The organism is Microbulbifer aggregans, assembly GCF_001750105.1.
Lineage (GTDB): Bacteria > Pseudomonadota > Gammaproteobacteria > Pseudomonadales > Cellvibrionaceae > Microbulbifer > Microbulbifer aggregans.
In genome coordinates, this window is sequence record NZ_CP014143.1 from 2,588,574 (window position 1) to 2,614,783 (window position 26,210).

24 protein-coding genes are annotated in these 26,210 nt (G+C 59.5%); 13 read left to right on the plus strand and 11 right to left on the minus strand.

The genetic code is table 11. From position 1 onward, the window contains the following. Window positions 1-173: 173 nt before the first annotated feature. Window positions 174-941: a hydroxyacylglutathione hydrolase gene (gene gloB, locus AUP74_RS11235; RefSeq protein ID WP_069947645.1), complete on the minus strand. Its 768-nt coding sequence runs from the start codon at window positions 939-941 to the stop codon at window positions 174-176. 211 nt (window positions 942-1,152) lie between these two features. On the opposite strand from gloB, the gene AUP74_RS11240 reads away from it, so the two are divergent. From AUP74_RS11240 to dnaQ, 3 genes are read left to right on the plus strand one after another with little or no spacing between them, the layout of a single operon-like run. Then, complete coding sequence (locus AUP74_RS11240) at window positions 1,153-1,938, plus strand: class I SAM-dependent methyltransferase (RefSeq protein ID WP_069947646.1); 786 nt, start codon at window positions 1,153-1,155, stop codon at window positions 1,936-1,938. A 60-nt stretch (window positions 1,939-1,998) separates the two neighbouring features. Continuing rightward, window positions 1,999-2,436 carry a ribonuclease HI gene (gene rnhA, locus AUP74_RS11245; RefSeq protein ID WP_069947647.1) on the plus strand — a complete coding sequence of 146 codons (438 nt, stop codon included), beginning with the start codon at window positions 1,999-2,001 and terminating at the stop codon, window positions 2,434-2,436. A 2-nt stretch (window positions 2,437-2,438) separates the two neighbouring features. Continuing rightward, on the plus strand, window positions 2,439-3,167 hold the full coding sequence (dnaQ, locus tag AUP74_RS11250) for a DNA polymerase III subunit epsilon (protein ID WP_069947648.1): 729 nt from the start codon (window positions 2,439-2,441) through the stop codon (window positions 3,165-3,167). Between the two features lie 85 nt (window positions 3,168-3,252). Here dnaQ and nhaB read toward each other — a convergent pair whose 3' ends face one another. After that, complete coding sequence (gene nhaB / locus AUP74_RS11255; protein WP_418287622.1) at window positions 3,253-4,791, minus strand: sodium/proton antiporter NhaB; 1,539 nt, start codon at window positions 4,789-4,791, stop codon at window positions 3,253-3,255. A 331-nt stretch (window positions 4,792-5,122) separates the two neighbouring features. Here nhaB and AUP74_RS11260 point away from each other — a divergent pair, with 331 nt between their 5' ends. The 7 genes from AUP74_RS11260 to AUP74_RS11290 all read left to right on the plus strand — a co-directional run bounded on the left by AUP74_RS11260 (window position 5,123) and on the right by AUP74_RS11290 (window position 12,691). After that, a complete protein-coding gene (locus AUP74_RS11260; protein WP_226999771.1) occupies window positions 5,123-6,820 on the plus strand; it encodes a FimL-related protein in 1,698 nt (565 codons plus the stop codon). Window positions 6,821-6,833: 13 nt separating this feature from the next. Continuing rightward, window positions 6,834-7,646, plus strand: coding sequence for an NAD(+) diphosphatase (nudC, locus tag AUP74_RS11265; RefSeq protein WP_069947649.1), 813 nt, complete (start codon window positions 6,834-6,836; stop codon window positions 7,644-7,646). 19 nt (window positions 7,647-7,665) lie between these two features. After that, the gene (locus tag AUP74_RS11270; protein WP_069947650.1) at window positions 7,666-8,316 is read left to right on the plus strand and encodes a cation/multidrug efflux pump; all 651 of its coding nucleotides are present in this window, start codon (window positions 7,666-7,668) and stop codon (window positions 8,314-8,316) included. 53 nt (window positions 8,317-8,369) lie between these two features. Beyond that, window positions 8,370-9,554: a protease SohB gene (sohB, locus tag AUP74_RS11275; protein ID WP_069947651.1), complete on the plus strand. Its 1,185-nt coding sequence runs from the start codon at window positions 8,370-8,372 to the stop codon at window positions 9,552-9,554. Between the two features lie 34 nt (window positions 9,555-9,588). Next, the gene (locus AUP74_RS11280; protein WP_145924383.1) at window positions 9,589-10,593 is read left to right on the plus strand and encodes a YhdH/YhfP family quinone oxidoreductase; all 1,005 of its coding nucleotides are present in this window, start codon (window positions 9,589-9,591) and stop codon (window positions 10,591-10,593) included. Window positions 10,594-10,755: 162 nt separating this feature from the next. Beyond that, window positions 10,756-12,021 carry a patatin-like phospholipase family protein gene (locus AUP74_RS11285; protein WP_226999772.1) on the plus strand — a complete coding sequence of 422 codons (1,266 nt, stop codon included), beginning with the start codon at window positions 10,756-10,758 and terminating at the stop codon, window positions 12,019-12,021. Continuing rightward, window positions 12,005-12,691 (plus strand): DUF4919 domain-containing protein, encoded by a 687-nt coding sequence (locus AUP74_RS11290; protein WP_069947653.1) that lies wholly within the window; start codon window positions 12,005-12,007, stop codon window positions 12,689-12,691. Before AUP74_RS11285 ends, AUP74_RS11290 begins: the two co-directional genes overlap by 17 nt. A gap of 5 nt (window positions 12,692-12,696) precedes the next feature. On the opposite strand, the gene AUP74_RS11295 is transcribed toward AUP74_RS11290, so the two are convergent. The 5 genes from AUP74_RS11295 to AUP74_RS11315 form a co-directional block, all read right to left on the minus strand. Then, entirely contained in the window at window positions 12,697-14,919 is a 2,223-nt protein-coding gene (locus AUP74_RS11295) for an ATP-dependent helicase (RefSeq protein ID WP_069947654.1), read from the minus strand. Between the two features lie 108 nt (window positions 14,920-15,027). Beyond that, window positions 15,028-16,767 carry a SulP family inorganic anion transporter gene (locus AUP74_RS11300; protein ID WP_069947655.1) on the minus strand — a complete coding sequence of 580 codons (1,740 nt, stop codon included), beginning with the start codon at window positions 16,765-16,767 and terminating at the stop codon, window positions 15,028-15,030. A gap of 210 nt (window positions 16,768-16,977) precedes the next feature. After that, entirely contained in the window at window positions 16,978-17,418 is a 441-nt protein-coding gene (locus AUP74_RS11305) for a DUF6691 family protein (RefSeq protein WP_069947656.1), read from the minus strand. After that, window positions 17,418-17,852, minus strand: coding sequence for a YeeE/YedE family protein (locus AUP74_RS11310; protein WP_069947657.1), 435 nt, complete (start codon window positions 17,850-17,852; stop codon window positions 17,418-17,420). Before AUP74_RS11310 ends, AUP74_RS11305 begins: the two co-directional genes overlap by 1 nt. A gap of 9 nt (window positions 17,853-17,861) precedes the next feature. Continuing rightward, window positions 17,862-18,176 (minus strand): ArsR/SmtB family transcription factor, encoded by a 315-nt coding sequence (locus AUP74_RS11315; protein ID WP_193427339.1) that lies wholly within the window; start codon window positions 18,174-18,176, stop codon window positions 17,862-17,864. Window positions 18,177-18,279: 103 nt separating this feature from the next. Between AUP74_RS11315 and AUP74_RS11320 the strand changes: the two genes are divergently transcribed. From AUP74_RS11320 to AUP74_RS11330, 3 genes are all read left to right on the plus strand, one after another. Next, window positions 18,280-19,158 carry an MBL fold metallo-hydrolase gene (locus AUP74_RS11320; protein WP_069947658.1) on the plus strand — a complete coding sequence of 293 codons (879 nt, stop codon included), beginning with the start codon at window positions 18,280-18,282 and terminating at the stop codon, window positions 19,156-19,158. A 74-nt stretch (window positions 19,159-19,232) separates the two neighbouring features. Further along, a complete protein-coding gene (locus tag AUP74_RS11325; RefSeq protein ID WP_069947659.1) occupies window positions 19,233-19,643 on the plus strand; it encodes a protein tyrosine phosphatase family protein in 411 nt (136 codons plus the stop codon). Window positions 19,644-19,715: 72 nt separating this feature from the next. Then, window positions 19,716-21,440: a SulP family inorganic anion transporter gene (locus tag AUP74_RS11330; RefSeq protein WP_069947660.1), complete on the plus strand. Its 1,725-nt coding sequence runs from the start codon at window positions 19,716-19,718 to the stop codon at window positions 21,438-21,440. On the opposite strand, the gene AUP74_RS11335 is transcribed toward AUP74_RS11330, so the two are convergent. The 4 genes from AUP74_RS11335 to AUP74_RS11350 all read right to left on the minus strand — a co-directional run bounded on the left by AUP74_RS11335 (window position 21,437) and on the right by AUP74_RS11350 (window position 26,087). After that, on the minus strand, window positions 21,437-22,261 hold the full coding sequence (locus AUP74_RS11335; RefSeq protein ID WP_069947661.1) for an alpha/beta fold hydrolase: 825 nt from the start codon (window positions 22,259-22,261) through the stop codon (window positions 21,437-21,439). The two genes, AUP74_RS11330 and AUP74_RS11335, sit on opposite strands and share 4 nt — an antisense overlap. Window positions 22,262-22,278: 17 nt before the next feature. Next, entirely contained in the window at window positions 22,279-23,349 is a 1,071-nt protein-coding gene (locus tag AUP74_RS11340) for an alkane 1-monooxygenase (protein WP_069947662.1), read from the minus strand. Window positions 23,350-23,535: 186 nt separating this feature from the next. Then, on the minus strand, window positions 23,536-24,138 hold the full coding sequence (locus tag AUP74_RS11345; RefSeq protein ID WP_069947663.1) for a YceI family protein: 603 nt from the start codon (window positions 24,136-24,138) through the stop codon (window positions 23,536-23,538). A 560-nt stretch (window positions 24,139-24,698) separates the two neighbouring features. Next, complete coding sequence (locus AUP74_RS11350; protein WP_069947664.1) at window positions 24,699-26,087, minus strand: M28 family metallopeptidase; 1,389 nt, start codon at window positions 26,085-26,087, stop codon at window positions 24,699-24,701. Window positions 26,088-26,210 lie beyond the last annotated feature (123 nt).

Here is a 26,210-nt window from a genome sequence, read left to right on the forward strand (position 1 = left end):
CTGCTACGTCGGCGCCAGGTTTGTAATTCTTGGAGTCAAACCTGAGCTTTTATCTATAATCGACTGATTCTAAAGAGAGTTCTTGGGACTGGTCAACGGTAAATGGACATTTTTTGCCCAGATTGTTGCTCAAATCAACATCCGTTACGGACAGTCCGTTCATCCTTGATTGGTTAAAAATTGTCCTTCCACTGCCTCAGGGTGGCGAAAACTTCCACCTCGTCTGAATTCTCCGCCGCTCCATGATCCGCAGCTCGCCGTGCGACTGCGGGAATATGACAGCGAAGAAACGGGTTGGTTGCCAGCTCTTCTCCGATCGTTGACGGTACAGTCGGTTTACCCTCCGCGCGGAGGCTGTCTACCTGGTTGACTCGATTCTGTAACACTGCATTGCCCGGCTCAGCCTCCGCAGCGAAGCGGAGATTGGCGCGAGTGTATTCGTGGGCGCAGTAAACCTGTGTCTCCGGTGGCAGTTCGGAGAGCTTGCTCAGGGAGCCATACATTTGTTTTGGCGTTCCCTCGAACAGGCGGCCACAACCGCCCGCGAAAAGGGTGTCACCACAGAACAGGTGTGGGGAGTGCTCTCCTCCGGGCTCTTCGAGCAGTAGCGCCAGATGATCCAGTGTATGGCCCGGCACCGCCAGGACCTTGACGGCGGCGCCCATCAGGAGGAATTCATCTCCGTCCTGCAGGGGATGTGTTACCCCTTCGATTGAGGCCGGTCCGTACACGGGGCACTGATGTTGCTTCACCAGTTCTGCAACACCCCCGATGTGGTCAAGGTGGTGATGAGTGATCAGGATGCCAGCCAGTGGTGCACCTCGCAGTGCCTCCAATACTGGAGCAGCATCTCCGGGATCGACGACCCAATGCTCCCCTTCGCGCTCCAGATGCCAGATATAGTTGTCGCTAAAAGCCGGTATTGGCGAGATTGTGAGCATTTTTATCACCCGCTACCCTAGGTGGTGAAACCATACCACATGGCATTGAAGCACATGGGGCCAGAGGGCGTTCAAAATACGGCGGCTCATTACTCTGCCATTTGCAGGCCCGCTCGTAGAGTGTCGTCACCCATCGTGGTACAAAAGCACACAGACAGGCGTTTTCGCGGTCCCAGTCGGCCAAAATGGCGCCAGCAAAAGGGAGCTATCTATGACCAAGAAGTCAGGATCGAGGCCGGAGCGCCAGAGTCTCGAGCAATCTTGCCAAGATTTGGCCCCCTGGTTCTCGTCAGGCTTGGGGGAGGAAATCCTCAGCCAGGAGTTGGCACTGGCACAGCCTTTGATTGAAAGGCTGTTTGGGTACCACCTGATGCAGGCGGGGATGACGGACAGGGTGGACTTTGCTGCCTGCAGCCGGATCAATCATTGTTTCCGCCTGAGTCCGTGTGACTTCCAGGGTGGCGCCGCGCAGGTGGAGTTCGAGCAGCTGCCGCTGCCGGCAGAGTCCATCGATGTGGCGGTGCTGCACCACCTGCTCGATTTTTCCGCTCAGCCCCATCAGGTGCTTCGTGAGGCTGCGCGGGTATTGATACCCGGTGGACACCTGGTTCTGATCGGTTTCAACCCCTTCTCCCTGCTCGGGTTGTCGCGACTGCTTTTTGATCGGTCTCCGCATCAGCGCGGAAATCAGTTGCGCGCTGCACGGGTCGAGGATTGGATGAACCTGCTGGATCTTCAGGCAAATAATGTGGAGCGCGGTTTTTTTCGTCTCCCTTTGCAGCATCGGGAGCTGCTGGCGAAGACCATGTGGATGGAGCGCCGCGGTTCCCGCTGGCGCTTGCCTTGGGGGGGCTTTTACATCATAGTCGCGCGCAAAGAAGTGGCGCGTATGCGCACGATCAAGATTGATTGGCGCAGCAACCGCAAGCCGGCCCTCGGCGCGGTCCCTTCGAGTCCCCGGGTTGCGGCCCGGCGGCGGCACCAAGACAAGCAATGATTTCGCGACGGCCCCGTTGGGGCGCAATACCTGATTCAAGTAACCAAAATAACCAGTCCATTGAAGCAAGTAACCATCTATACCGACGGCGCCTGCCGGGGTAATCCCGGCCCCGGTGGCTGGGGCGCACTCCTGATCCATGGCGATTCAGAGAAAGAGCTGTTCGGGGGCGAGGCCCATACCACTAACAACCGTATGGAGCTGCTGGCAGCGATCCGCGCGCTCGAAGCGCTGAATCAGCATTGCCGCGTTGATCTGCACACCGACTCCCAGTACCTCCGCCAGGGTATTACCAGTTGGATCAATAACTGGAAGCGCAATGGCTGGAAAACTTCGGCCAAAAAACCGGTAAAGAATGAAGACCTCTGGCGCGCCCTCGATGCAAGCATCGGGCACCACGACGTGCACTGGCACTGGGTCAAGGGCCATGCGGGCGACCCCGGCAATGAACGGGCGGATCAGCTGGCCAATCGCGGCATCGACGAACTGGAGGCTTGAGTATGCGACAGGTTGTTCTGGATACGGAAACTACCGGCCTGGACCCGAAAACGGGCCACCGAATCATCGAAATCGGTTGCGTCGAGTTGGTGAACCGAAAGCTTACCGGTCGCCATTACCATCAGTACATCAATCCCCAGCGGGAAGTGGATGATGGTGCGATCGAGGTGCACGGCATCACCAATGAATTCTTGCAGGACAAGCCGGTCTTCTCGCAGGTTGCCGACGAGTTCATGACCTTCTGCGAAGGCGCGGAGCTGGTCATCCACAATGCACCGTTCGACGTGGGCTTTATCGACTGGGAGCTCAAGCTGCTCGGCAGCCCCCGATGGAAAAGTGTTGCAGCCCACTGCAGTGTGCTCGATACCCTGGCGCTTGCACGGGAAAAACACCCGGGACAGAAAAATAACCTGGACGCACTCTGCAAGCGCTATTTTGTCGATAACTCCCAGCGCGACCTTCACGGCGCCTTGCTGGATGCGGAGATTCTCGCCGACGTCTACTTGATGATGACCGGTGGGCAGACCGATCTGGCTCTTGCCCAGGGTGGTGACAGCCGCTCCGAGGAGGGTGGGCAGAACGAACAGAGGGACACTTCGCCGGGGGCTATTTATCGCCTTTCTGCCGATCGTGCCCCTTTGTCGGTTCGCCAGGCCAGCACCGCAGAGCTGGAGGCGCACCGGGAGATGCTGGAACTGCTGGAAAAATCAGCCGGCAAGCACTTCTGGTAAGCGACCTCCCGGGATCCTTTATCCTCCAGCAGGAAGTCGACGGGTCGTGACAGACTGCCCGGGCCCAGGCCCGGGCATCAATTGTTCAGCTGATGGCGTAGATAACGCAGAAGAGGGCGACGCCGCTGAGTACCAGCGTATATGGCAGCGCCATCAAAACCATGCGCCCGTAGGATAGGCGGATGAGTGGTGCCAGCACCGAGGTCAGCAGGAACAGAAACGCAGCCTGGCCATTGGGCGTTGCCACGCTCGGCAAGTTGGTGCCGGCGTTGATGGCGATTGCCAGCTTCTCAAAATGTTCCCGGCTGATCTCGCCCGCAGTCAGCGCATCTTTGACCTCGTTAATATAAACCGTCGCCACGAACACATTGTCACTGATCATCGACAGCAGTCCGTTAGCGATAAACAGCATTGCCGGTTGTTGCTCCAGGTCGAGGCTCAGTACGAAGTGGGTGACCGGAGCAAAAAGATGTTGCTGGTGGATAACTGCCACAATGGCAAAGAAGACCACCAGTAAGGCGGTAAAGGGCAGCGCCTCCTCAAAGGCATGTCCGAGACGTGCTTCCTGCACGACCCCGTTGAAGGCCGTCAGCAGCACGATCACCATCAGCCCGACAAGCCCCACTTCGGCAACGTGAAAAGCCAGTGACATTACCAGCAGAACCGCAACCACGCCCTGGGTCCACAGTTCGGCGCGATGGCCCGCGTGGCGTTTGCGTGATTCCTCCTCGGCAAAGTTTTCCAGCACTTCGCGCACCGGGGCTGGTAATTGTGCGCCATATCCAAAGCGCCCGATTTTTTCCAGCATTGCACAGGTAGCGAGGCCGGCGAAAAATGTCGGCACCGTGACCGGTGCCATTTTCTGGAAGAACTCGACGAACTCCCAGCCCGCTTTTTCTGCGATGAGCAGGTTCTGGGGTTCACCCACCAGGGTCATGACGCCGCCAAGGGCTGTTCCCACGGCCCCATGCATGACGAGGCTGCGCAAAAAGGCCCGGAATTCGTCCAGGTCCTCACGGTGAAATTCCACTACATGCTCATCCGTTGAGTGATCGTGCTCAACGTGATGGTGCGGCTGGTTACTGGCAACGCGGTGGTAGACGGAGTAAAAACCGACCGCTACCGCAATCAGAACGGCGGTGACCGTGAGCGCGTCGAGAAACGCAGACAGCACCGCCGCCAGGCTGCAGAACAGCAGTGACAACAACGTCTTGGAGCGGACACGGATCAGCAGGCGGGTAAACAGTGTGAGCAGCAGGTCCTTCATGAAGTAGATGCCTGCGACCATGAAGATCAATAGCAGGATGACTTCAATATTGTCGCTCACCTCGTGAAATACGGCCTCGGTACTGGTCATTCCCAGGGCAATCGCCTCGACCGCCAGCAGCCCGCCGGGTTGCAGTGGATAGCATTTCAATGCCATGGCCAGAGTGAAAATAAATTCCCCGATCAATACCCAGCCGGTGACAAAGGGTCCGGCGAGCAGCAGTAAGAGGGGGTTGGCGAGTAAAAATGCAACGATGGTGAGCTTGTACCAGTTCGGTGCTTCGCCAAGGAAATTGTGAAAAAAAGCCCCGCCTAGGCCGCCCTGGGGAATCTTGGTGTGGCCGTGCTTTGACATCATGTTTACATCCTTGGCTAGCGTATACCCGCGCAGGTAAGGCAGGCTGCCTCCGCTCTGGAGCGTTGGTGGAGAAAGGTCGGGCAGTCCGCGGCGGTTGGATTGCCGGGGCGGTACCGATCTTGGGCTGGCAGAACGCTACTCTGTCGGTGGAAAAATTCAAGTGCTTTTGCTTGAGCCCCGTGAATTGTCGATTGATCGATGGAATTGTCCCGGGAAACCGTGGATTCTCTGTCGGTTTGGTATACATTGGCCCCAACAGGCCCGCATTTTGCTGGGTCTGCTTGATATTTGAACAATGAATAATGAATAACAGTGTGCGGTGGTGTTGGCGGTGACTGAATTACGCGAAATCAACATTACGTCGGTGAACTTGATCAAGGCCGAGCTGGTGACGTCTGTGGATTCGGCCGCGGCCCATCTCGACCAGTACGCCGCGGACCGCAACAATCAGCAGTCCCTTGAGCAGTGCCTGGCCCTGCTGCGTCAGATTTCTGGTGTGCTGCAGATGGTACAGCTGCAGGGCGCTGAGTTGCTGGCACAGGAGATGTCCAGTGCCCTTGCGGATATCCAGGAGGGGCGCCAGGAGCCCTCAGTCGAGGTGATGGAGGCACTGAGCACGGCCTTCTACGTTCTTACCCGTTACCTGGACTTCGTCCAGAATCGGGGCTTTGCGCGTGCCGAATTGCTGATTCCCTATATCAACAGCCTGCGTTCGGCGCGCGGTCTGGCTCCGGTGCCCGAGAGCCACTTCTTTCGCTGTCGCCTCGATGCCAGTATTCCCGGATCAGTATCGTCTGCCGTGATGGCTGAGGACCTGCGGAATCTAGTGCGCCGTTTCCGCCATATGTATCAGGTGGGGTTGCTGGCACTGCTGCAGGGAAAACCGAGCAAACCAGCCTTCAACATGATGTCCCGGGCGCTACAGCGGGTGGCGAGCATCTCCGCTGGCCGCCCCTCCGGAACTCTGTGGGCCGTCGCTGGTGCGGCGCTGGGCGGGATGGCCGCGCGCGAGATGCACAGCAACCGCTCCAGGGTGATGGTTTTTAGCATGCTGGATCGGCGTTTGCGTGCGCTGCAGAAGCAGGGCGATGTTGCACTGGATCAGCCGTCCCCACCGGTGCTGGTCAAGGAGTGTCTGTACTGGCTGGCCCTGTCCGGGCCAACCGGCCAAACTGCCCGGATTCTCGAGGCCTTTTCGGCCAAGCCGCTGGGCTATAGCGAGTCGGAACTCGAGCGGGAGCGTGCGAGTCTCGGTGGTCCCGGTGCTACAGCGATTGCCGCGGTAGCAACAGCGCTGGACGAGGAATTAACCGGTGTGCGGCGCATGCTCGATGACGCAGAGCTGATCGGGGCATCCGGGTTGGATGGCGACGACGGTCTGCTCGGTACCCTGCAACGTATCGCCAGTACCCTCGCACTGCTGAACTTCCGGCGTGTGGCCGATGGTCTCCGGAGAGCAGTTCACGAGTATCGCTCCTCTGCGGGAGCTGGCGACCATGTTGTCGCTGAAGCGCTGCAGAAACTGACCGGCCAGGTATTGATGGTCGATAGCACCATTCGCGCACTGCGCCAGACATCCAGTATTGATGTGGATGAGCACGGGCACGCCGACCTGGCGCTGGAGCGGAGCCAGCTGGCAGAGGCGGAGCTCGCCGTACTGAAGGAGGCAGAAGCGGGCCTGTCGCTGATCAAACGGGCGCTGGCGTCCTATGCTGAGTCGGATTTTGACCACGGACATATCCGCAACGTCTCGACGACGCTGAATTCGGTGCGCGGCGGACTTGTGGTGCTAAATCTGGGCCGTGCTGCGGCCATTGTCGAAAGGTTGGTCGCGTTTGTGGAGTCCGTGATGGGGCAGCGGGAGACCGCGCCGGCCGTCGAGCAGACTCTGGATACCTTTGCCGATGCGATCATCAGCCTGGAGTACTACCTCGGGGAGGTGAAGATGAACCGCAAGGCCGATATGCAATCGCTCGATTTGGCAATGGAGAGCCTCAGCGCCCTCGGCTACCCCGTGGAAGCGGCCTGAAGCGGAGGCTGGGTTGAGCGAACTCTTTGTGCCCGCCGCGGGCGTGCGACCGCTACCAATAATCCGTCGTCATATCCTCATCTCCGATGGCATGCTGCTCCTGCACAGCGAGGGGTTGCTGCACCGGCAACTCCCGGTCGCGGAAGCACAGGTTGCCGCCAGTCACTATCTCGGCGAACTCGGTGGCGACCCCTGTGGTGTGCATTTCCTGGCCAGCCAGCCGGATGTGTCCGGCTGTAGCTGGCGGGGCCTGCGGGGCCTGCTTGGGCAGGTCAGCGAACTGGAGTTCTCACTCGCCGGGCGCGCCGTTCAGGTGATCAATTGGGATCTCGACCACCGCTTCTGTGGCCGCTGCGGTGCGCCCACCGATTACTACGGCAACGAGCGAGCCCGTTGCTGCACCGGCTGTCACCTCACGGTATATCCGCGAATCTCCCCCTGTGTCATTATGCTGGTGACACGTGGCGAGGAGTGCCTGCTTGCCAGGCACACCCACCATAAGCACGGCCTGTTTACCGCACTGGCAGGGTTTATCGAAGCCGGTGAGAGTGCCGAAGAAGCGCTCGCCCGGGAGGTTCGCGAGGAAGTCGGACTCCAGGTGGGAGCAACACGGTACGTTGGCAGCCAGCCGTGGCCATTTCCTGGACAGTTGATGCTGGGCTATCTGGCCGACTGGGCTGGCGGTGACGTTTCCCCCGACGTGGAGGAAATTTCCGAAGCCGCCTGGTTCCGATTTGACCAGCTGCCGGAAATCCCTCCGCCGGAGACGCTTTCCGGGCAGCTGATCCGTAACTTTGCGGCGCAGTGCGCTAGCCGAAAACCGTGATAACAAACCGGAGATCTGCATGTACATCGCCATCACATTTTTAATTGCCGTCCTGGCGCTACTCCTGGTTTTTTGGGGTGGTCGTGTGCTGGTCGGTGGTAACTGGCTACTCGGATTTATTCGTGGCAGTGTCGGCCTGATCCTGCTGGGCGGCGCTCTGTTGATCGTGCTGGTGGCCGCTGACGTATACAGCTATCGCAACCTTGCCGAGGAACACAGTGTCGGCACGCTTTCTTTTCGCAAGCTCGATGAACAGCACTACGAAGCCAAGTTCGCTGATGAGGATGGTGTTGCCCAAACCTTCGAGTTGCGGGGCGATCAGTGGCAACTGGATGCAAGACTGCTGAAGTGGAAAGGCCCATTGGCGCGCTGGGGAATCCACCCGGCGTACCGGCTCGATCGCGTCAGCGGTCGTTACCTGACGTTGCAGGATGAGCGCACGCTGGAGCGTACGGTGCATCAGCTGAATGGCAGCAATTACGGTGTCGACGTATGGGAATCACTGCGCGGCATCAGCAAGCGCATGTCATTAGTGGATGCAGTCTACGGTAGTGCCACCTTCCTGCCGATGGAGGATGGTGCCGTGTACGAGGTGCGCATTAGCCACAGCGGCCTGCTGGCGCGACCGCTGAATCAGCAGGCAACCTCGGCACTTGAGGAGTGGCGCTGACCGCGTTGGGCGTTACAAAGTTTTACCTCTCCAGAAACAGACAGGGAGTTTAAGTGGAATTTCTCAGTGAATACGGCTTGTTTCTCGCCAAGGTTGTCACCGTGGTGGTTGCGCTGCTGGTGGTGGTGGGTTTTATCGTCGCGAACCGGGAGCAGCTCAAGGAGCGTATCCAGGGGCATATTGTTGTTACCAATTTGAATGACCGTTACGAGCAGATGAAGGAGACCCTGCTCGAGGCGGTAATGGATAAGCACGAGTTCTCTCACCGCCAGAAGCAGATGGCGAAAGAGAAGAAAGCCAGGGAGAAAGCCCTGGTCAAAAAACACAAGGCCGAGAAGAAGCAGAAGCCCGCTGAAAAAGTACAGCGCAAGGATCTAGAACCCACCGATACGCCGTTGCCGGAGCAGGGTGAGGCCGACGCAGAGGCCGGAGAACCCAGGGCGCGAACAGTCATCAAGGAAAAGCCTGAAGGCGAGCGTGCCCGGCTCTTCGTGGTGCATTTTGATGGGGACATCAAGGCCAGCGCCCTGGCGCAGTTGCGAGAAGAAATCACCACAATCCTGCAGGTGGCCGAGCCAGGCGATGAGGTGGTGGCATGCCTCGAGAGCCCCGGCGGAATGGTAGCGAACTATGGTCTGGCAGCCAGTCAATTGGCGCGGGTTCGAAGCGCCGGTATCCAGTTGACCATTGCGGTGGATAAAGTGGCGGCCAGCGGGGGCTATATGATGGCCTGTGTTGCCGACCGCATTCTCGCGGCGCCGTTTGCCATGCTCGGCTCCATTGGCGTGCTCGCGCAGCTGCCCAACTTCAACCGCTTCCTGAAGCGCCACGATGTGGATTTTGAACTGTTTACCGCCGGCGAGTACAAGCGCACAGTGACCATGTTTGGAGAAAACACGGAGCAGGGCAGGGAGAAGTTCCAGAGTGATCTGGAAGAGATCCATGCGCTTTTCCAGCATTTTGTCTCTGAATACCGGCCACAACTGGATATCGCCAAAGTCGCCACGGGCGAAGTCTGGTTCGGCCAGCGCGCGGTGGAACTGGGACTGGTGGATGAGCTGAAGACTTCTGACGAGTACCTGACCAGTCGCGCGAAGGATGCGGATCTGTACCAGGTGGAGTACAAGGAGCGTAAGAACATCGCCAAGAAAATGGGGCTCGCCGCCCAGGCCGGGATGGAGTCTGCACTGATGCGGCTCTTCTCAAGGCTGGCGGCTTGGCGTCACCAGGCGCAGTAGGTCACTGCGGCGAAGTGCCGGTGCAGGGAGCAAGATGATGGCAGAGACATTCCGTGCAGTCTGGGTCGAGGAAGTGGCCCCGGGGAAGTTCGACCAGCAGATCGTCGAGCGGACGCTGGCAGACTTGCCGGACAACCCGTTGACGCTGGCTATTTCCCATTCCTCACTGAATTACAAGGATGCCCTGTCTGCCTTCGGCAACCGGGCCATCACCCGGGAATACCCGCACACCCCTGGTATCGATGCGGTCGGGACTGTTGTGGAGGATCGCAGCGGCACTTTTTCTTGTGGCGAGACCCTTCTGGTGACCGGTTATGATCTCGGCATGAATACCCCCGGGGGACTCGCCGAGCGGATTTCGATTCCCACTGATTGGGCACTGCCACTGCCAAAGGGATTGACCGCCCGGGAGTCGATGATTCTCGGCACAGCCGGTCTCACTGCCGGCCTGTGTGTGGAGAAACTGCTGGAGGCGGGGGCCAAACCCGGGGATGGAGAGGTGCTGGTCACCGGCGCCACCGGCGGGGTGGGCTCGATCGCTGTGGCGCTACTGGCGCAGCTGGGGTTTCGAGTCGCAGCGGTTACCGGAAAACTGGAGTCCGCGGACTTTCTCACCGGTCTCGGCGCCTGGAAAGTGCTGGATCGCGAGACCCTGGCGCCATTTGCCAGCAAGGCGATGGCCAAACCCCTCTGGGCCTGGGCGGTGGACACGGTCGGTGGCGACACGTTGTTTAACGTGATCAAGTCGCTCGCCTATGGTGGTGGGGTGGCAGCCTGTGGCATGGCTGCCGGTGCGCAGTTCCAGGCCAACGTATTTCCCTTCATCCTGCGCGGCATCAGTCTGCTTGGTGTGGACAGTGTCGAATTGCCCCTCGAGCGGAAGGCGGCGGTCTGGAACAAGTTGGGCGGTGACTGGTATATCGGCGAGCAGCTCGACCGCATTGCAGAGGATATCGCCCTGGAGCAGGCCCCGGAGTTCCTGGCTCGGCTGCACCGCGGCCATGGTATCGGCCGCTATGTCGTGGATATGGCGCGGTGATAAAGGGTGACGAGTTGCCGGTCATCCCCGGTATCGGCCCTATAGTTGCTGAACGAGGCTGCTATTCTTGATGTCCCCCGAACCCCTTTGCGGTGGTACGGGGAAAGGTTACATTGGAGGAAAGGGCCCGGCCCTTCCGGCGCCCCTTCCTGGTAAGAGACGTTGACCGCAGAGAAAGAATTACCAAAGCTGACTCACCAGTCCAGTGCCCTGGTCCTTTCCGGGGGCGGTGCGCGCGCCGCCTATCAGGCGGGTGTGCTCAAGGCGCTGGCGGAGCTGACTCCGGAGAGTAATCCCAATCCCTTCCAGATTATCTGCGGCACCTCGGCAGGCGCCGTGAACGCGCTGCTGCTCGCCTCTCACCCGGGCAGCTTCCGTGAAGCGGTGGACACCCTGTGCAACCTCTGGCTGGACCTGACGGTAGACAGTATCTACCGCAGTAGCTGGCGCAGTCTGCTCGGCAATATCTTTACCATCACCGGTTCACTGTTCCACCAGGGCGTGAGCCGTCAGCGCCCGCTGGCCCTGCTGGACAACTCCCCCCTGCGGGCGCTGATTGAAGAGGCGATCAAATTTCCCAACGTGCAGCGCAATATCGATGAGGGGCGGTTGCGGGCAGTCTGTGTCAACGCCATGTCCTACAACAAGGGTGAGTCGGTCAGCTTCTTCCAGGGGGCGCAGGAACTGAAAGAGTGGCGTCGCTTCCGGCGCTATGGGACCCGTGCCGAGATTACGGCGGATCACCTGATGGCATCCTCCGCCATCCCGGCACTCTTCGCCACGGTCAAAATTGGCGACGACTATTTCGGGGATGGTGCCGTGCGCCAGCTGGCGCCCATCAGTCCGGCCCTGCACCTGGGGGCCAACCGGGTCTTCGTGGTGGGGGTTTCGGACAACCGCTCGCCGGTGCACTGGGGCAAGAAGCGCAGCAAGGCGCCCCGGCACTCTCCCTCCCTGGCGCAGATTGGCGGGCAGCTTTTCAATGCGGCCTTTATCGACAGTCTCGAGGGCGATCTGGAGCACCTGGACAGGGTCAACCTGCTGCTGGACTCAGTGCACGAAAAAGAGCTGACGGGGCTCTCCCCCCTGCGCCCGGTGGAATCTGCGGTGATCGAGCCTTCCCAGAGCCTCGATCGGCTTGCGGGTAGAAAAGTGCGTTATCTGCCCCCCGCGGTGCGCTGGTTGTTCCGGTCTACCGGGGCGACAACCGCCGGAGGCGGGGCATCAGCGGCCAGTTATCTGCTTTTTGAGAAACCTTTCCTGGGCGAGCTGATCGAACTGGGGTATCAGGACGCAATGTGGGAACAGAATAAGCTGCGTGAATTCCTGCTGCCGCAAGTAGAGGTGCAGGAATCCGAGCGCAGGGGCCTGTTTGGCATGCGGAAAAAACCGGCAACGGAGATAAGTACTAATGACCCCAATCACTAAACCGGTCGCGATTATTGCCCTGGCTGTACTGCTTGCCGCCTGTGCCAGCGCGCCTACAGAGGGGCCTTCCCGGGCAGAGGCTGACAGCCAGATACCAGTCCCCAATAGCGAGTACCGGCGCCTGCTGGCCGAAGCCAGAGGACTCTCCTTTACCCTGGATTTTGACGCTTTGCGCCGCGCTTACAGTGAGTCCGAAGAATATAACCCTCACGGTGGAATTAGATTGACCGGATTGCCGGAAGCCTACCAGTCTGTCGAGCAGGCCAACTATGAGCGCTGCCTGCGCTATGTGGATGAGGTGCTGGGGAACAACTATATGAGCCTGGAGGCCCATATGATCGGCGTGGTCTGCAGTGGCAGGAGCGCCGAGCACGATCGCGAGGACTTGCACCGCTATATGGTCGAGGGATTGATGGACTCCATCGAGCGCAGCGGCGATGGTCGCACCCAGGAGAGTGCTTATCACACCATCACCACCTCAGAACTCAGGGCTTTCGTGCGGCTCAAGGGGTTGGAGGTGCTGGAGCAGTCCATCGTCTACGACCAGCAGGGGGTCTACGACAAGATGCAGGTGCGCGACCCCGAGTCCGGTGTCGAATACCCGCTGTTCTTCAATGTGAGCCAGCAGTTCGCGCACTCGGTTGAAAACGAGAGCGCGTCGCTGGAGTAGTTGCCCTAAAGAAGAAACGGCTGCAGGCGCTCCCAGTCGAAGCGCCGGGTTACCCTGTCACTGAACAGCACCACCAGCCGTTCTCCCTCCCATTTAACTACCCGCCCGTAACCCAATTTGCGGTGGCGGATGCCCTCGCCACAATCCGGCCGGCGCAGCGGTGCAGCGGGCGCATCGATTTCCGGCGAGTAACCCAGTTTCTCCAGATAGCGAAGCCCCAACCGGCTCATCGGGGCATCGCTGTGTAGTGTTTCCGGCTGCTCCTCCAGTGCCGCGGCCAGGCTCCGGCACAGCGGCAACTGCATCTCTTCGATAAACAGCGATGGCCGCTGTGCATCGTCGTCACCACCCGACTTCTGGGGTGGGGAGGGGGTCAGTAGCACCAGTTCCCGCCGGGCCCTGGTCATGGCGACGTAAAGAAGGCGGCGCTCACTCTCCAGTGAGGCGGGAGCGGAGAAATCCCGCTGTGGCTGATAGGGCATATTGTTCTGGCTGAGGGAGGGGATGATCACCTGCTGCCACTCCAGCCCCTTGGACTGGTGCATGGTGGTGATCAGGATTGCATCCGCATGCCCCCGTTCCCCCTCCCGATGCTGGCGCTGCAATTCCTGCAGGTGGGCCAGCGCTTCCGCTGCTGGCTGTCGCAGGCTGTCCAGAAACTGGCAGAAAGCGAGCACCGTCTGCTGGCGCTCCTCGCCCTGTTGCCGGGTGAAGCTGTCATCCGCAATGCCGCTGAGATAGTCCAGCTCCCCCAGCTGGCGCCGGAGCAGCTCTCCGGCGGTGCCGCGCCAGCTTTCGCACTCCTTGAGCAGAGCTGCCCGCTGCTTGAGGCGTTTTGCCTGGGCCGGGCTGAGTTCTGCTGGCGTCAGCTCATAGAGCCCCTGGCCCCAGTCGCCTTCTCGGTGGGCCAGCGTCTCGCAAATGGGCTCGAGTACCCGGCGGGGAATGCGAATATGGGGAGCCGTGAGCCACTCGTAGAGTCCGCGGCGGCGGCGTTCAGCCGGCAACTCGGCAAATCGGCCGGAGGCGATATTCAGGCTCCAGAACAGCGGGCGCAGTTCCCGGCGTGACAGCACCGTATTTCGGTTGGCTGAATGGTACGGGATATTCGCAGCCAGCAACGCCAGCTCGATAGGAGCTGCCACCGACCACAGCCGTACCAGAATGGCGACATCCGCCAGCTTCTTTCCCTGTTTCTGGCGTCGGCGCAGGTGCTCGACCAGCCAGCGGGGCTCATTGTCGGTAGCCGTGAGGTTCACGCCTGTTGCCGGTCCGCTTTCAGGAGACAGGCAGAGGATGTCGGCGCGCTCGCGGTTATTCTGAATGAAGTGGTTCGCCGCCAGCGAGAGTTCGTGGCCGTAGCGGAAGGTGCGGCTCAGCTGATACACATTCGACGGTGGGAAATCCCCGTCGAAATAACGCAGCAGGTAACCCGGCTTGGAGCCCCGCCATTCATAGATGGTCTGATCCGGGTCGCCGATGGCAATGACGTTTCCGGACTTGCCATAGAGGACTTGCAGCAGGAAGTGCTGCACCGCATTGATATCCTGGTACTCGTCCACCAGGATGTCCTCGAAATGACTGCCGTACTGCTCGGCAATATCCGGGCACAGGCTCAACAGGATGGCCGGATCATAAATCAGGTCGGCATAGGTCACCGCCTGCTGGCTTCGTCGCCAGTCTTCGAATGCGCGGAATACCTTTAGAAAGTACAGGTATTCATCCCCGAGTTTGAGCTCCTGAAATGCGCTCAGGTCACCACTCAGAATCGTCTTGGTGTAGTCGATGAAAAATTCCGCGGCTTCCACCTCGGACTGCTTGCGCGCGCGGATATCCTCCAGCTCTTCCGGTGGGGCGCACTCCTCAATCGCGCGCCAGATCTGCAGCTGAATAACGGACTGGGGAAGAGGAGAGAGCTTGGCCGGAGCAATATGGCCATTGGTGATCATGCGCTGGTACAGCCGGTAACCAAGGCTGTGAAAGGTCTGCACTGTCGGCACCGGGCCCGGCACCAGTGTTACCAGGCGCCGCGCAAAATCTTCCCGGGCACTGCGGTTATACATCAGCACCAGCATTCGCTGTGGCGCTACGCCGCTTGCGAGGCGGTTCTTCACGTAGTGCAGCAGGGCGGTGGTCTTGCCAGAGCCGGCCACGGCGATGATCTTGGCATGCCCGCCGGGGTGTGCAGCGATTGCCTGTTGTTCTTCGGTTAACTCGGGTTCGCCCATGATCCTGATGCTTCCGCTTGAATACTGGATATTTTGCCAGTATTGGTGCTCGCGGTACAGAATGCGCTTGGAGATGGAGCCAGAAGTTGCCAATTGCGAGGTGATGCCTCAGGCCTGTCCCGGAAGCTGGCCCGAATCCCGTTGGGGTTCCTCGTGGCGCAGGGCCAGTTCGGCGATGTAAGACGAGAGAAAGATGCGACCGGTGAGGTCCCCAAGAAATTTCGAGCGGCTCAAGCGGTCCAGAACAGGCCCCTTGACCTCCGCCAGGTGCAGGCGGATATCCCGTTCCCCGAGATCCCGATTCACCTGCTGCAGCCGCTCCAGGGCGGTGCCATCAATGCGGCTGACAGAGGACAGGATCAGAACCAGCTCGCGGGTATCCACATGCCGCTTCAGTTCGCTCAGCAGCCGGTCCTCCACAGCGCTGATATTGCTGAAAAACAGGCTCTCATCAATGCGCAGAAACAATAGGCCGGGTTGGGTCTTGACCGTGTGCCGCAGCACATTGCGAAACTGCTCGGTGCCGGGCAGCCGGCCGACCACAGCAATGTGCGGCCGGCTGCTGCGCCAGATCAGGGTGGCAAAGGACAGGCCGATACCGATGCCGATGCCCGCCTCGACCCCGAACAGCAATACCCCGAGGAAGGTGCCCGCCATCGCCAGACCATCGGTGCGGTCGTAGCGCCAGTTGAGAATAAAGCCGCGCACGTCGATCAGGTTGATGGACGCGACAATGATGGTCGCGGCCAGCACTGCCAGAGGCAGCTGCTCGAAAATGCCGGTGAGAAACAGCAGCACCAGAACCATCAGGCCGGCGGCGATGATACCGCTCAGTGGTGATTTCGCTCCGGCCTCCTCGTTGATTGCGGTGCGGGCAAAACTGCCGGTGACTGCAAAGCCGCCGGAGACGGAGCTCAGAAGGTTGGCTGCTCCCAGCCCGCGTAATTCGGCATTGGCATTCAGTCGTTCACCGCGCCGCAGGGCGATGGCATGTGCGATGGAAAGGCTCTCCACAAAGCCGAGCAGGGCGATGATCAAAGCGGGCAGCAGCAGCGGGAAGGTGAGCTGCCACTCGAAGGTGGGCAGGCCGAATTCCGGCAGGCCGGAGGGGATGGCTCCCACCACTTCAATCTTGCGATCCCACTCCAGCAGGTAGGTCAGGGCGATCGCCCCCAACACCAGTACCATGGGGGCAAGACGGGCGAGCAGGCGCGCCGCTCCGGCTGACAAACCAGCCCTTGTCAGCAATGGGGCAAGCCCCAGGCGCGCGCCCAGCAGTAGGGCCAGGGAGCTGAGGCCGATGGCGGTGGTCAGAGGGCGGGAGTCCGGCAATTCCTCGAACGAATGGAGCAGGATCAGGAAAGCGGTATCTCCGTCGGTGGGGACTCCCAGTAGCGGGCCAATCTGGCCGATGATGATCAGCGTGGCGGCGCCGGACACGAATCCGCTGATGACCGGGTGGCTGAGCAAGTTGGAGAGGGCGCCCATCCGCAGCAAGCCCATGGCAAAGGAGAAGGCGCCGGCCAGTGCCGCGAGGATCACGGCGCCGGTGATGTAATCAGCCGTCCCGGGCGCAGCGATGGATGATAGCGCCGAGGCCGTCATCAATGCGATTACCGCCACCGGTCCGACCGACAGTGCGGAGCTGGAGCCGAACAGGGCGTAGCCCACCAGGGGCAGGACACTGGCGTATAGACCGATATGGGGTGGCAGGCCCGCCAGGGCGGCATAGGCGAGCGCCTGGGGTACCAGCATCATGGTGGACACCAGTGCGGCGACGGTGTCCCTGCCGATCCACTGGGCCCGGTAGCGCTTCAGCCAGTTAGGTAAAAAGTTGCTAGCGCGCATCCTTGCCGTCATTCCGCTACAGGTTCGCCACCACAATGTTATCAGCCCGCCGCGCAACAGTACGCGTTGGGTTTACCAGTCAAGAAGATAGTCTGAGGCTGCGGCCGTCGTTGGCGCGAGCAAGGCGACGTAACAAGAGTCTGGTGAGCAGGAATTAGGGTGGGGGCGGTGTCGGAAAAAGGGCCGGCAGAACCGACCCTTTCTGGCCTGTCAGGAAGCTGCCTTGGCGGCTTCCGGCCGGGAGATCAGGGCGAACAGGCCCATGCCCGCCAGCATCGCGACCGTAAAGACAATGGCCTTGATTTCGCCGGCACCGGTGGCGACGACGGCGGGGCCAGGACAGAAACCAGCCAGTCCCCAGCCCACACCGAACATGAGGCTGCCCACCACTAGTGGGCGGTCGATGTCGCGGCGGCTTGGCATCTGGATCTGCTTGCCGAGCACGGTGACATCACGGCCCTTGGCAATATAGAAGAATGGCAGGCCCACGCCGATGGCGCCGACCATGACCAGCGCCAGTGAGGGGTCCCAATTTCCGAACAGGTCGAGGAATGCGAGCACTTTCTCCGGGTTGGCCATGCCGGAAACCAGTAGGCCCAGACCAAAAATCAGGCCCGCTGCAAACGCGGAAAGAATGGATTTGTTCATCATTAAACTCCCAGCAGGTGGCGCACAACGAAGACGGTGGCGAAACCGCCGGCCATGAAGATCAGTGTCGCAGCGAGAGAGCGGGGCGATAGCCGCGACAGCCCGCAAACGCCATGTCCGCTGGTGCAGCCTGAGCCGTAGCGGGTGCCAAGGCCCACCAGCAGGCCGGCGGCGATCAGCATCGGGTAGCCCGCTTCGATACGGATGGCGGGAAGGACGTTGAACAGGGCCCAGAGGGTCGGGCCGATCAGCAGGCCGATGGTGAAGGCTGCGCGCCAGCCGGTCTCACCGGGCGTACGGCTGATCAGTCCGCCAAGAATGCCGGAGATACCGGCGATGCGGCCGTTCAGCAGTAATAGCAACGCTGAGGCCAGTCCAATCATTGCCCCGCCGGCCAGAGCCGACCAGGGGGTAAAGGCAGTCCAGTCAATGGTCATGGTTGTGGTTTACTCCGCACAGTAGAGTTGATAAAGAGTTTGTAGCAGTGCCAGCACCCGCTGGTCGGCAACTCGGTAATAGACATGCTTACCCTCACGCCGGGTGGCGACCAGCCCTTCCCGGCGCAGAACTCCCAATTGCTGTGACAGGCTCGGCTGGCGGATATCCAGCCGTTCCTCCAGCTCACTCACACACAGCTCCTCCTGGCTCAGCTGGCAGAGCAGCAGCAGGCGATCCTGGTTGCCGAGGGAGCGCAGCATGGCCGAGGCGGTATCCGCCGAGGCACGCATCTTCTCCAGGCTGATTTCGGATGTGTCGGGCATGCAGGTATCCATCATTGGGATGTTTTACAAGAAAACATTATATTGATTTATATATTATTGGCAAGTATATTGTCGCCAAGCACGAAAACCGGAGGACAACCCCATGTCAGTCAGCAAGCAAAAGCCTGTGGTTCAGCCTTTCCTGGACAGGGATACGGAAACCTGGAGCTATGTGGTCTATGACCACTCCGGTGGCAGCGCCGCAGTCATCGACCCGGTCCTCGACTACGATGCCGCCTCCGGCCGCACCACAACCGGCGGTGCAGAGAAGATCATCGAGTTTGTCAAAGCCGAGAACCTGACGGTGGAGTGGGTTCTCGAAACCCATGCCCACGCAGACCACCTTTCTGCAGCGCCATTTATCCGGGACCAGCTGGGCGGCAAAATCGCCATCGGCGATCATATCCGACAGGTGCAGACCATCTTCCGCGAGGTCTTCAACCTGGAGAAGCAGTTCCTGATCGATGGCAGCCAGTTCGACCACCTGTTTCACGACGGTGATACCTTCACGATCGGCGAGCTGGAAGGGCAGGTCATTTACGCCCCGGGGCACACGCCGGCGGACATGGCCTGGTTGATTGGTGATGCACTCTTCGTCGGTGACACACTGTTCCTGCCTGATGTGGGCAGTGCGCGCTGCGACTTCCCCGGCGGCGATGCCACGACGCTGTATCGTTCGGCGAAGAAGCTGTTGTCGCTGCCAGAGGAAACCCGCATGTTTATGTGCCACGACTATCCTCCCGCCGGTAAGCGTGAGCACCAGTGCGAAACCACGGTTGCCGAGCAGAAGCGCAGCAATATTCACCTGCGCGATGAGGTGTCTGAGCAAGAGTTTGTCAAAATGCGCACCGAGCGCGATGCGACGCTGCCAATGCCGCGCCTGATCATTCCCTCAATTCAGGTCAATATTCGCGCGGGGCAGATGCCACCGGCAGAGGATAATGGCACCGTTTATTTGAAAGTACCGATCAACGCGCTCTGATTCAGAGCCTGATCGGCCGCGGTGGAAGGTTACCGGGCAAGGGACTGCCACTCGAGTTTTTTGGAGAGGAAAGCATGAAAATCCAACATCTGGATAAGCAAGTTAGTGTTTCTGAGCAGATTGAACCTGAAGTGTTTGGCGACCTGGCGGAGTCGGGTGTCGAGGTGCTGGTATGCAACCGACCCGAAGACGAGTGCACTGCACCCAGCTACGAGGCGATGCAGGCTGCCGCTGACAATGCGGGCTTGGAGTTTGTGTCCATTCCCTTCGCCCGCGGTCAGATGACCCGTCAACACTGTGATCAGTTTGCCGAACTGCTTGCCTCGGGCAAACGCATTCATGCCTTCTGCCGCACCGGCAACCGTTCCTGCAATCTTTGGGCGGGTGCCCGTTGCCTGCAGGGCGTTGATTCCAGCGAGGTTATCACCGGTGCGCGGGGTGCGGGTTTTGATGTGAGTGGTGTCGTGGTGGCGTTTGCGGACTAGTCCGTGTCAGCACAACAGAGAAAGATATCAGGCGCCCCGGTTTTCCGGGGCGTGAAGTAACAGGTCGGGCCGATGCAATCTCTGGCTAACTTTTTCCCCATAACCGCCTGGCTGCGGGCATACGATCGGGTGGTATTGAGCCGTGACCTGATGGCGGCCGTGATCGTCACCATCATGCTGATTCCCCAGTCACTGGCCTATGCGCTGCTGGCGGGTGTTCCGGCTGAGGTCGGCTTGTATGCCAGTATCGTCCCGCTGCTGGCCTATGCGGTATTTGGCACCAGTCGGACCCTGTCGGTCGGGCCGGTAGCGGTCGCTTCGCTGATGAGTGCGGCGGCCCTGAGCGAAGTGGCGATTCAGGGTACGGCGGATTACCTTGTAGCAGCGGCGATACTGGCGCTGTTGTCCGGTTTATTCCTCACCCTGATGGGCCTGTTGCGTCTTGGCTTCCTCGCCAACTTTCTCTCCCACCCGGTGATCTCAGGATTTATTACCGCCTCCGGCATTTTGATTGCACTCAGCCAGGTGCGACATGTTCTCGGTGTCGATGCCCACGGTGATACCCTGGTGGAGTTGTTATCTGGCCTGCTGGAAAATGCCGCGGAGCTGAATATCGCCACCCTGGTCACCGGCCTCGCTGTAATCGCTTTTCTCTACTGGTCCCGCAGTGGCGCCGCAAGACTGCTACGGCACCTCAATGTGCCTGCCCATACTGCCGGCCTGTTGACCAAGGCGGCACCGGTGCTGGGGGTGGTGGCTACCATCGCCGCCGCGGTGATGTTTGATTTTGAAGCCCGCGACGTGTCTCTGGTAGGTGCTGTGCCGGCGGGCCTTCCCAGTCTGCATCTGCCCACGATTGACTGGGCCCTGATCGAGGCATTGCTCCCTGCGGCCATCATGATTTCAATCATCGGTTATGTAGAGTCTGTCTCCGTGGGCAAAACCCTGGCGGCGAAGCGGCGCCAGCGTATTGACATGAACCAGGAACTGGTCGGCCTGGGCATGGCGAATATCGGTTCCGGTTTTTCCGGTGCCTTCCCGGTCACCGGCGGGTTCTCCCGCTCAGTGGTGAATTTCGATGCGGGCGCGGAGACGCAGATGGCGAGTGTCTTCACCGCCGTAGGGATTGCTCTGGCCTCGATTTTCCTGACCCCATTCCTTTACTACCTGCCCAAGGCCACCCTGGCAGCAACGATTATTGTTGCCGTGCTGTCGCTGGTGGATTTTTCCATCCTGAAGAAAACCTGGCAATTTTCCCGCAGCGATTTCTTCGCGGTGCTGGTTACCATCGTGGTGACGCTACTGTTCGGGGTCGAGGCCGGGGTCACCTGTGGTGTGGCCGCATCCATCGCGCTGTTCCTATTCCGGACCTCAAAGCCCCACATTGCCGAGGTCGGCTTGGTGGAGGGCACGGAGCATTTCCGCAATATCAAACGGCACCGGGTGCTGACGGTACCGGAGGTGCTGACCATCCGTGTGGATGAGAGCCTGATGTTCTCCAATGCGGCGTTTCTGGAAGAGCGTGTCTATGAGGATCTGGCAAACAACAAGCAGGTCCGCCACGTCATTCTCATGTGCAGTGCCATCAATGAAATTGACTGGAGTGCGCTGGAGGTGCTCGAAGCGCTCAACGAGCGCCTGAGTGAGCTGGGTATTACACTGCATCTCTCCGAGGTGAAGGGCCCGGTGATGGATTCGTTGCAGCGTACCGGTTTCCTGCAGCACCTGACGGGCAAGGTATACCTGACCCAGTTCCAGGCGTTTAACGCGGCGCGGGGTGCGGTTGCTGGGAACTAGGTCTCCTCGACCTTTCTCTGCGCAGCGGGCTCAAGCTTGCCAAGAAAATTCAGCATGGCGCCGGTCACGGCGTCTGGCTGTTCCAGTGCGGAAAGGTGGCCCGATCGAGGGACTTCAATCAGGGTTGCCTGGGGCAGAAGACGGGCAATCTCCCGTGAATAGGCAGGCGGTAGCGCCTGATCCTCCTCGCCCACGATCACCAGTGCTGGCTGGTTGATGTTGCCGAGCTGGGGGCTAAGGTCTTCCCTCCGCGTGAGAGCGGATACTCCGCGTTGGATGGTGGAAAAGGGCACCGCTGCAATACGATCCCGCCATTCGTCGACCAGTGGCTTGTTGTGGGCCAGCGTGTGCTCGCCAAACATGAGCTTCAGGACCTGAGGGAGCAGGGGACGAATGCCGAAGAGCCTGGCCGCTGTCACCATGGCGTGATAACGCAGTTTCTTCAGCGGTCGCTCGGCGCCGGCATGGGTGTCGAGGAGCAAAACCCCGCTGACACGCTCGGGCACCTTGAGGGCCGCTCGCAACGTGATCATGCCGCCAATGGAAAGTCCCGCCCAGGCCGCGCGTTCAATCCCTTCGGCATCCAGTATTGCGACTACATCATCCAGCAGGTCATAGATAGTGATATCCCGCTGGATCGGGCCGGAATCACCATGGCCCCTCAGATCCACGGCTATCACTGTGTACCTCTCGCTCAGGGCCGGAATTTGTGTCTCCCACATGGCACTTGAGGCGAGAAAACTGTGCAGCAGAACCAGTGCGGGGCCGCTGCCGGTCACGGTGTAGTGCAGGTGAATGCCTTCACGTTTTATCGTGGCCATACCCGGTCCTCTCTTTTTTATTCTGTAGTCGAAACAGCTGTATTTTTAACGGTATCTGCCAGCCGGGCCAGTCGAGGGTGCATAACCCGGAACCACAGCGGCGGCACACAGGCGAGCAGCATCATGCCGGGATAGCCGGTTGGCATCTGCGGGCTGTCCTCGTGGTGGCGCAGGACGGGGTACTTGCGGCTTGCACGGAAATGGTGGTCTGAATGGCGTGAAAGTTCGAACAGCGTCATCCGTCCAATCATATGGTTGGAGTTCCAGGAGTGAATGGGCATGACGCGCTCATAGCGGCCACTCTCGGTGAGCTGGCGACGCAGGCCGTAATGCTCGATGTAATTGATCGTCTCCAGTAGCAAAATGCCCATGATCGCTGCTGCGATAAAGCAGAGTGCAGCCTTGGGGCCAAACACCAGTGCGATCAGTAACACGAAGGCAACCTGAACCAGCTGGAAAACCAGCATCTCATTGCGAAGGCTGAACCATTGTTGCCCGCTTTTATCCAGTCGTTTTGCCTCGAGCTGCCAGGCGGACCGATAGCTATCCCGAATCGAACGCCACCAGAACAGATATAGCGGTTCGCCACGTCGCGCACTGGCGGGATCCTCTTCGGTGGCAACCCGACGGTGATGGCCACTGTTGTGCTCAATAAAGAAATGCATATTGAGAGAAGTGAGCAGCAACATCTTGGCCATCAGGCGCTCCCTGGGGGTAGCGCGGTGGCCAAGTTCATGACCGATGTTGATACCAAAGCTCCCGCACATCAGGCCCATGGAGATGACCGCGCCGATAAGCGCTACACCCTGCAGCGAGGGTATGAGGAGCAGGAAGGCGAATAGAACTGCAAACTGCACCGGCACTGCCAGATACAACAGCCAGTCATACATGGGGGTTTGTGCGATTGCGTGCTCCTGGTCGGGGCTCAGGTTGTCAGTGGAGGCTGGAAGGATCAGCTCCAGCAGTGGCAACAATCCGTACAGGTAGAGCAAAGGCAGAAAGAGCCACCAGCCCTGCAGCCAGAACCCCAGCAGCACCAGGGCTGGCAGCGTGTAAGCCAGCAGATACCGGAAAGGACGGGTGCGCATCAGTGAAGCTCCCAGCTGCTATGCAGCAAATCGCCTTATTTGTTTATTGTTATAACCACAGGGGCCGATCAGACCCCTGATAGTATTAAGGCGGAAAGGGCAGCCGCAGGCAATTGCAGAACCCTAGCGGGAGGGGAATCTTGCGCCAACCTGTCGATTTGGGGCCAGACGTTGGCTGTGCCTGAATCATTTTTCCTCAAACAGCAGCCTTACCGTCACCGGTACTACCGGACTGATGCTGTCCAGCCCGGCTACCTCCCGCAGCTTCTCGATACCCTTCAGTAGCTGATAATCGCTGGCATTGATCACGATCGGTTCCACGGTGGTGACGAGGATGCGATCGTCGTTGAGAGCGGTTACCTGCAGGCGGGCAGGCTCCTGGTGTTCTACGTTTCGCAGTGCCAGTGTGATATTGGTCTCGAGTGTGGTGGTTTCACCGGGTTGCAGCGCCTTCAATTGGTCGGCGTCAATCTGGGCGGTAACACGGGCTTCGGCGAACTTGGTGGTCTCGAATAACAGGGTGCGCATACGCTCGTCGCGCACCGGTATCTTGGTATCTACCTTGGATAGCGGAATGGCAATGCTGGCATTGCCCCTGGTGTCCACGGAGCCTGTAAGGCCCCTGAAATTACTGATTTCTGCAACGGTTTCTTTTTTAACAGTGGTGAACGTGATGTCCGAGGCGTCGCTATCGAGAATCCACTCCGCCGAAGCAGAAAACGGTAGCAGAAGTAACAGGCCTGCTAACAGCCCTCGCCTGGCATTCTTGTTTTTAAATATCAAGTTCATCAATGCGTCTCCGTGGTTTGGCCAGTTTCGAATGCAGGGGTCAATCCTGAGGAAATAATCGGGCTGACGCAAGGATAAGCGAGAGCCCTCATCGGCACCAACTTATCCACCAATGTCGATCTCAAACATAAAAATTTTCTTCTCTTCTGTTTCAAAGTACGACCAGCCCCTGATCAAGAGGTGGCTATGTGCCGCCTGGCTGTTCGATAGCCAGCGCCGTGATTTCGCAAGCTTTTCGGCTTTGATAGGGAGTCCCTTGAAAAGCAGAGTAACGACCGATCCTCATTCCTGAATGGTAGACCGATGCGCGTGATACCGGGGTATCTAGCGCCGAAAATGGATGGGAGGAAAAAGACTGAAAATGGTCGTGAGGATGAGCCCACTTGGGGGGCGGCGTTTAGTGCGCCATGTGGCCGCGGTGCGGGTGCGCTGGCGAGGGAAAAGGCGCCAAAGGGCAGCGCATGCTGCCTGTGCAGCGGTGACCCTATAAATCCAACTTCGAACCCAAGAATACCGGGCAGCGGCAGTGGAGAACTCCTACTGCCGCAGGGCGTTATTGATTATGGTTTGGTCGGGTGAAACGGGTAGAAGTCTCCTGCCGGACCTGGGAATACTACCGGGCTCTCAAAGCCGTCCTTGCTCACTGCGGCAACACCGAACAAATAGTTGTCGATCACAATATTCTCCAGCGTCGCCTCGTTTACATTGCCCACGTAGCGACTATTGGTCCAGGTAGGTTCGCTGGTCAAACGCCAGTAAACTTTGTAGCCGGCCAGATTGCCTGTTCCCTGAACGTTGGGCATTGCCCACTTGAGCGTGGTGTCCGGGGATACGGCACCCTCGATGCTGACGTTCATCGGCGGTGCCGGCGCCCTGGACAGGGCAGCCATGGTAAGGGCGTTCAGGCCGGTCAGCTTGGCGGCATAGTTGAAGTTGACACCCTCGATCACATCGCCGTAGCGGATGCCATTCTCAGTGCGCAGGTCCTGGTGCTGGCGGTTGTAGTTTTCATTGGTTTCCATGATGCGCACCCCGGGGTATCCGAGGTCGTTAAAGGGGCGGTGGTGGCCACCGCGACCGAAGCGGTCGAGCCGGTAAACCATCATCACATCCAGGTTGGGAATGTGCTCTTCGGCGATGCGGTGCACGTAGCGACCAAGATTGCGGGACGGAGAGTCGACTTCGCCACCATAAAAGCGTCGCGCGCGCGCTTCCTCGGGAGTCTCATTCATCCGTGTCCCTTCCATGAACACCCGGGCCGTGGTGTTGTTGATCACACCATTGATGCCTTCGATATTGCCAATCATGTCATTGTTGAGTACGCCGGTGATACGCCAGCCGTCCTCTTTTGCCTGAGCGGCCATGATCTTGCCTCCGAAAAGCCCTTGCTCCTCACCGGAGAGACCAGCGTAGACGATCGAGCCGGCAAACTTGTGTTTGCTGAGGACCCGGGCAGCCTCGAGGACACCGGCGAGGCCCGAGGCATTGTCATTGGCTCCGGGAGCGTCGGATGTGTAATCCATCACGTCCGACACCCGTGAATCGATGTCGCCCGACATGATGACGTATCGACTGGGGTCCATGGTGCCGCGCTGGATTGCGATGACGTTGACCACTTCCGTACGATTAGGAATGCGTTTTTCGCCCTCGATAAAGTCAGACTGGTACGAAACTTCCAGGCAGCCACCACAGGCAGCGCTGATGCGATTGAACTCCTCGTACACCCAGCGCCGTGCAGCGCCGATTCCACGGGTTTCGGAATCCGTCTCCGAGAGGGTGTGGCGGGTGCCAAAGCCCACCAGCGTGCGGATATCCTTTTCGATCCTGTCTGCGGAAACGTCCTGCCGGATCTGCTCAAGCAGGGCCGCGTCGGTGTCTGGTTGGGACAGTGCGGGCGAGGATGATGCCAGGGCCAGGATAATTGTGGGAATAACGGCTAGTCGAGCCACGAAAAACCTCCGTTCGTGAAGTGTTATCGATGTTATGGGAGCATCCTAAAGCATAAAAAGACGGGCGTCTCTGGCGGGAAAAAATAAGGCCCGGCAGATAGCCGGGCCCGGGTTGGGTATACG

Excerpts from the sequence above, each read along its gene's own strand:
- gloB (WP_069947645.1), bottom strand. The coding sequence starts at position 941 with ATGCTCACAATCTCGCCAATACCGGCTTTTAGCGACAACTATATCTGG.
- AUP74_RS11240 (WP_069947646.1), top strand. The coding sequence starts at position 1,153 with ATGACCAAGAAGTCAGGATCGAGGCCGGAGCGCCAGAGTCTCGAGCAA.
- dnaQ (WP_069947648.1), top strand. The coding sequence starts at position 2,439 with ATGCGACAGGTTGTTCTGGATACGGAAACTACCGGCCTGGACCCGAAA.
- nhaB (WP_418287622.1), bottom strand. The coding sequence starts at position 4,791 with ATGATGTCAAAGCACGGCCACACCAAGATTCCCCAGGGCGGCCTAGGC.
- AUP74_RS11270 (WP_069947650.1), top strand. The coding sequence starts at position 7,666 with ATGTACATCGCCATCACATTTTTAATTGCCGTCCTGGCGCTACTCCTG.
- AUP74_RS11280 (WP_145924383.1), top strand. The coding sequence starts at position 9,589 with ATGATGGCAGAGACATTCCGTGCAGTCTGGGTCGAGGAAGTGGCCCCG.
- AUP74_RS11290 (WP_069947653.1), top strand. The coding sequence starts at position 12,005 with ATGACCCCAATCACTAAACCGGTCGCGATTATTGCCCTGGCTGTACTG.
- AUP74_RS11295 (WP_069947654.1), bottom strand. The coding sequence starts at position 14,919 with ATGGGCGAACCCGAGTTAACCGAAGAACAACAGGCAATCGCTGCACAC.
- AUP74_RS11300 (WP_069947655.1), bottom strand. The coding sequence starts at position 16,767 with ATGCGCGCTAGCAACTTTTTACCTAACTGGCTGAAGCGCTACCGGGCC.
- AUP74_RS11305 (WP_069947656.1), bottom strand. The coding sequence starts at position 17,418 with ATGATGAACAAATCCATTCTTTCCGCGTTTGCAGCGGGCCTGATTTTT.
- AUP74_RS11310 (WP_069947657.1), bottom strand. The coding sequence starts at position 17,852 with ATGACCATTGACTGGACTGCCTTTACCCCCTGGTCGGCTCTGGCCGGC.
- AUP74_RS11315 (WP_193427339.1), bottom strand. The coding sequence starts at position 18,176 with ATGCCCGACACATCCGAAATCAGCCTGGAGAAGATGCGTGCCTCGGCG.
- AUP74_RS11320 (WP_069947658.1), top strand. The coding sequence starts at position 18,280 with ATGTCAGTCAGCAAGCAAAAGCCTGTGGTTCAGCCTTTCCTGGACAGG.
- AUP74_RS11325 (WP_069947659.1), top strand. The coding sequence starts at position 19,233 with ATGAAAATCCAACATCTGGATAAGCAAGTTAGTGTTTCTGAGCAGATT.
- AUP74_RS11330 (WP_069947660.1), top strand. The coding sequence starts at position 19,716 with ATGCAATCTCTGGCTAACTTTTTCCCCATAACCGCCTGGCTGCGGGCA.
- AUP74_RS11335 (WP_069947661.1), bottom strand. The coding sequence starts at position 22,261 with ATGGCCACGATAAAACGTGAAGGCATTCACCTGCACTACACCGTGACC.
- AUP74_RS11340 (WP_069947662.1), bottom strand. The coding sequence starts at position 23,349 with ATGCGCACCCGTCCTTTCCGGTATCTGCTGGCTTACACGCTGCCAGCC.
- AUP74_RS11345 (WP_069947663.1), bottom strand. The coding sequence starts at position 24,138 with ATGAACTTGATATTTAAAAACAAGAATGCCAGGCGAGGGCTGTTAGCA.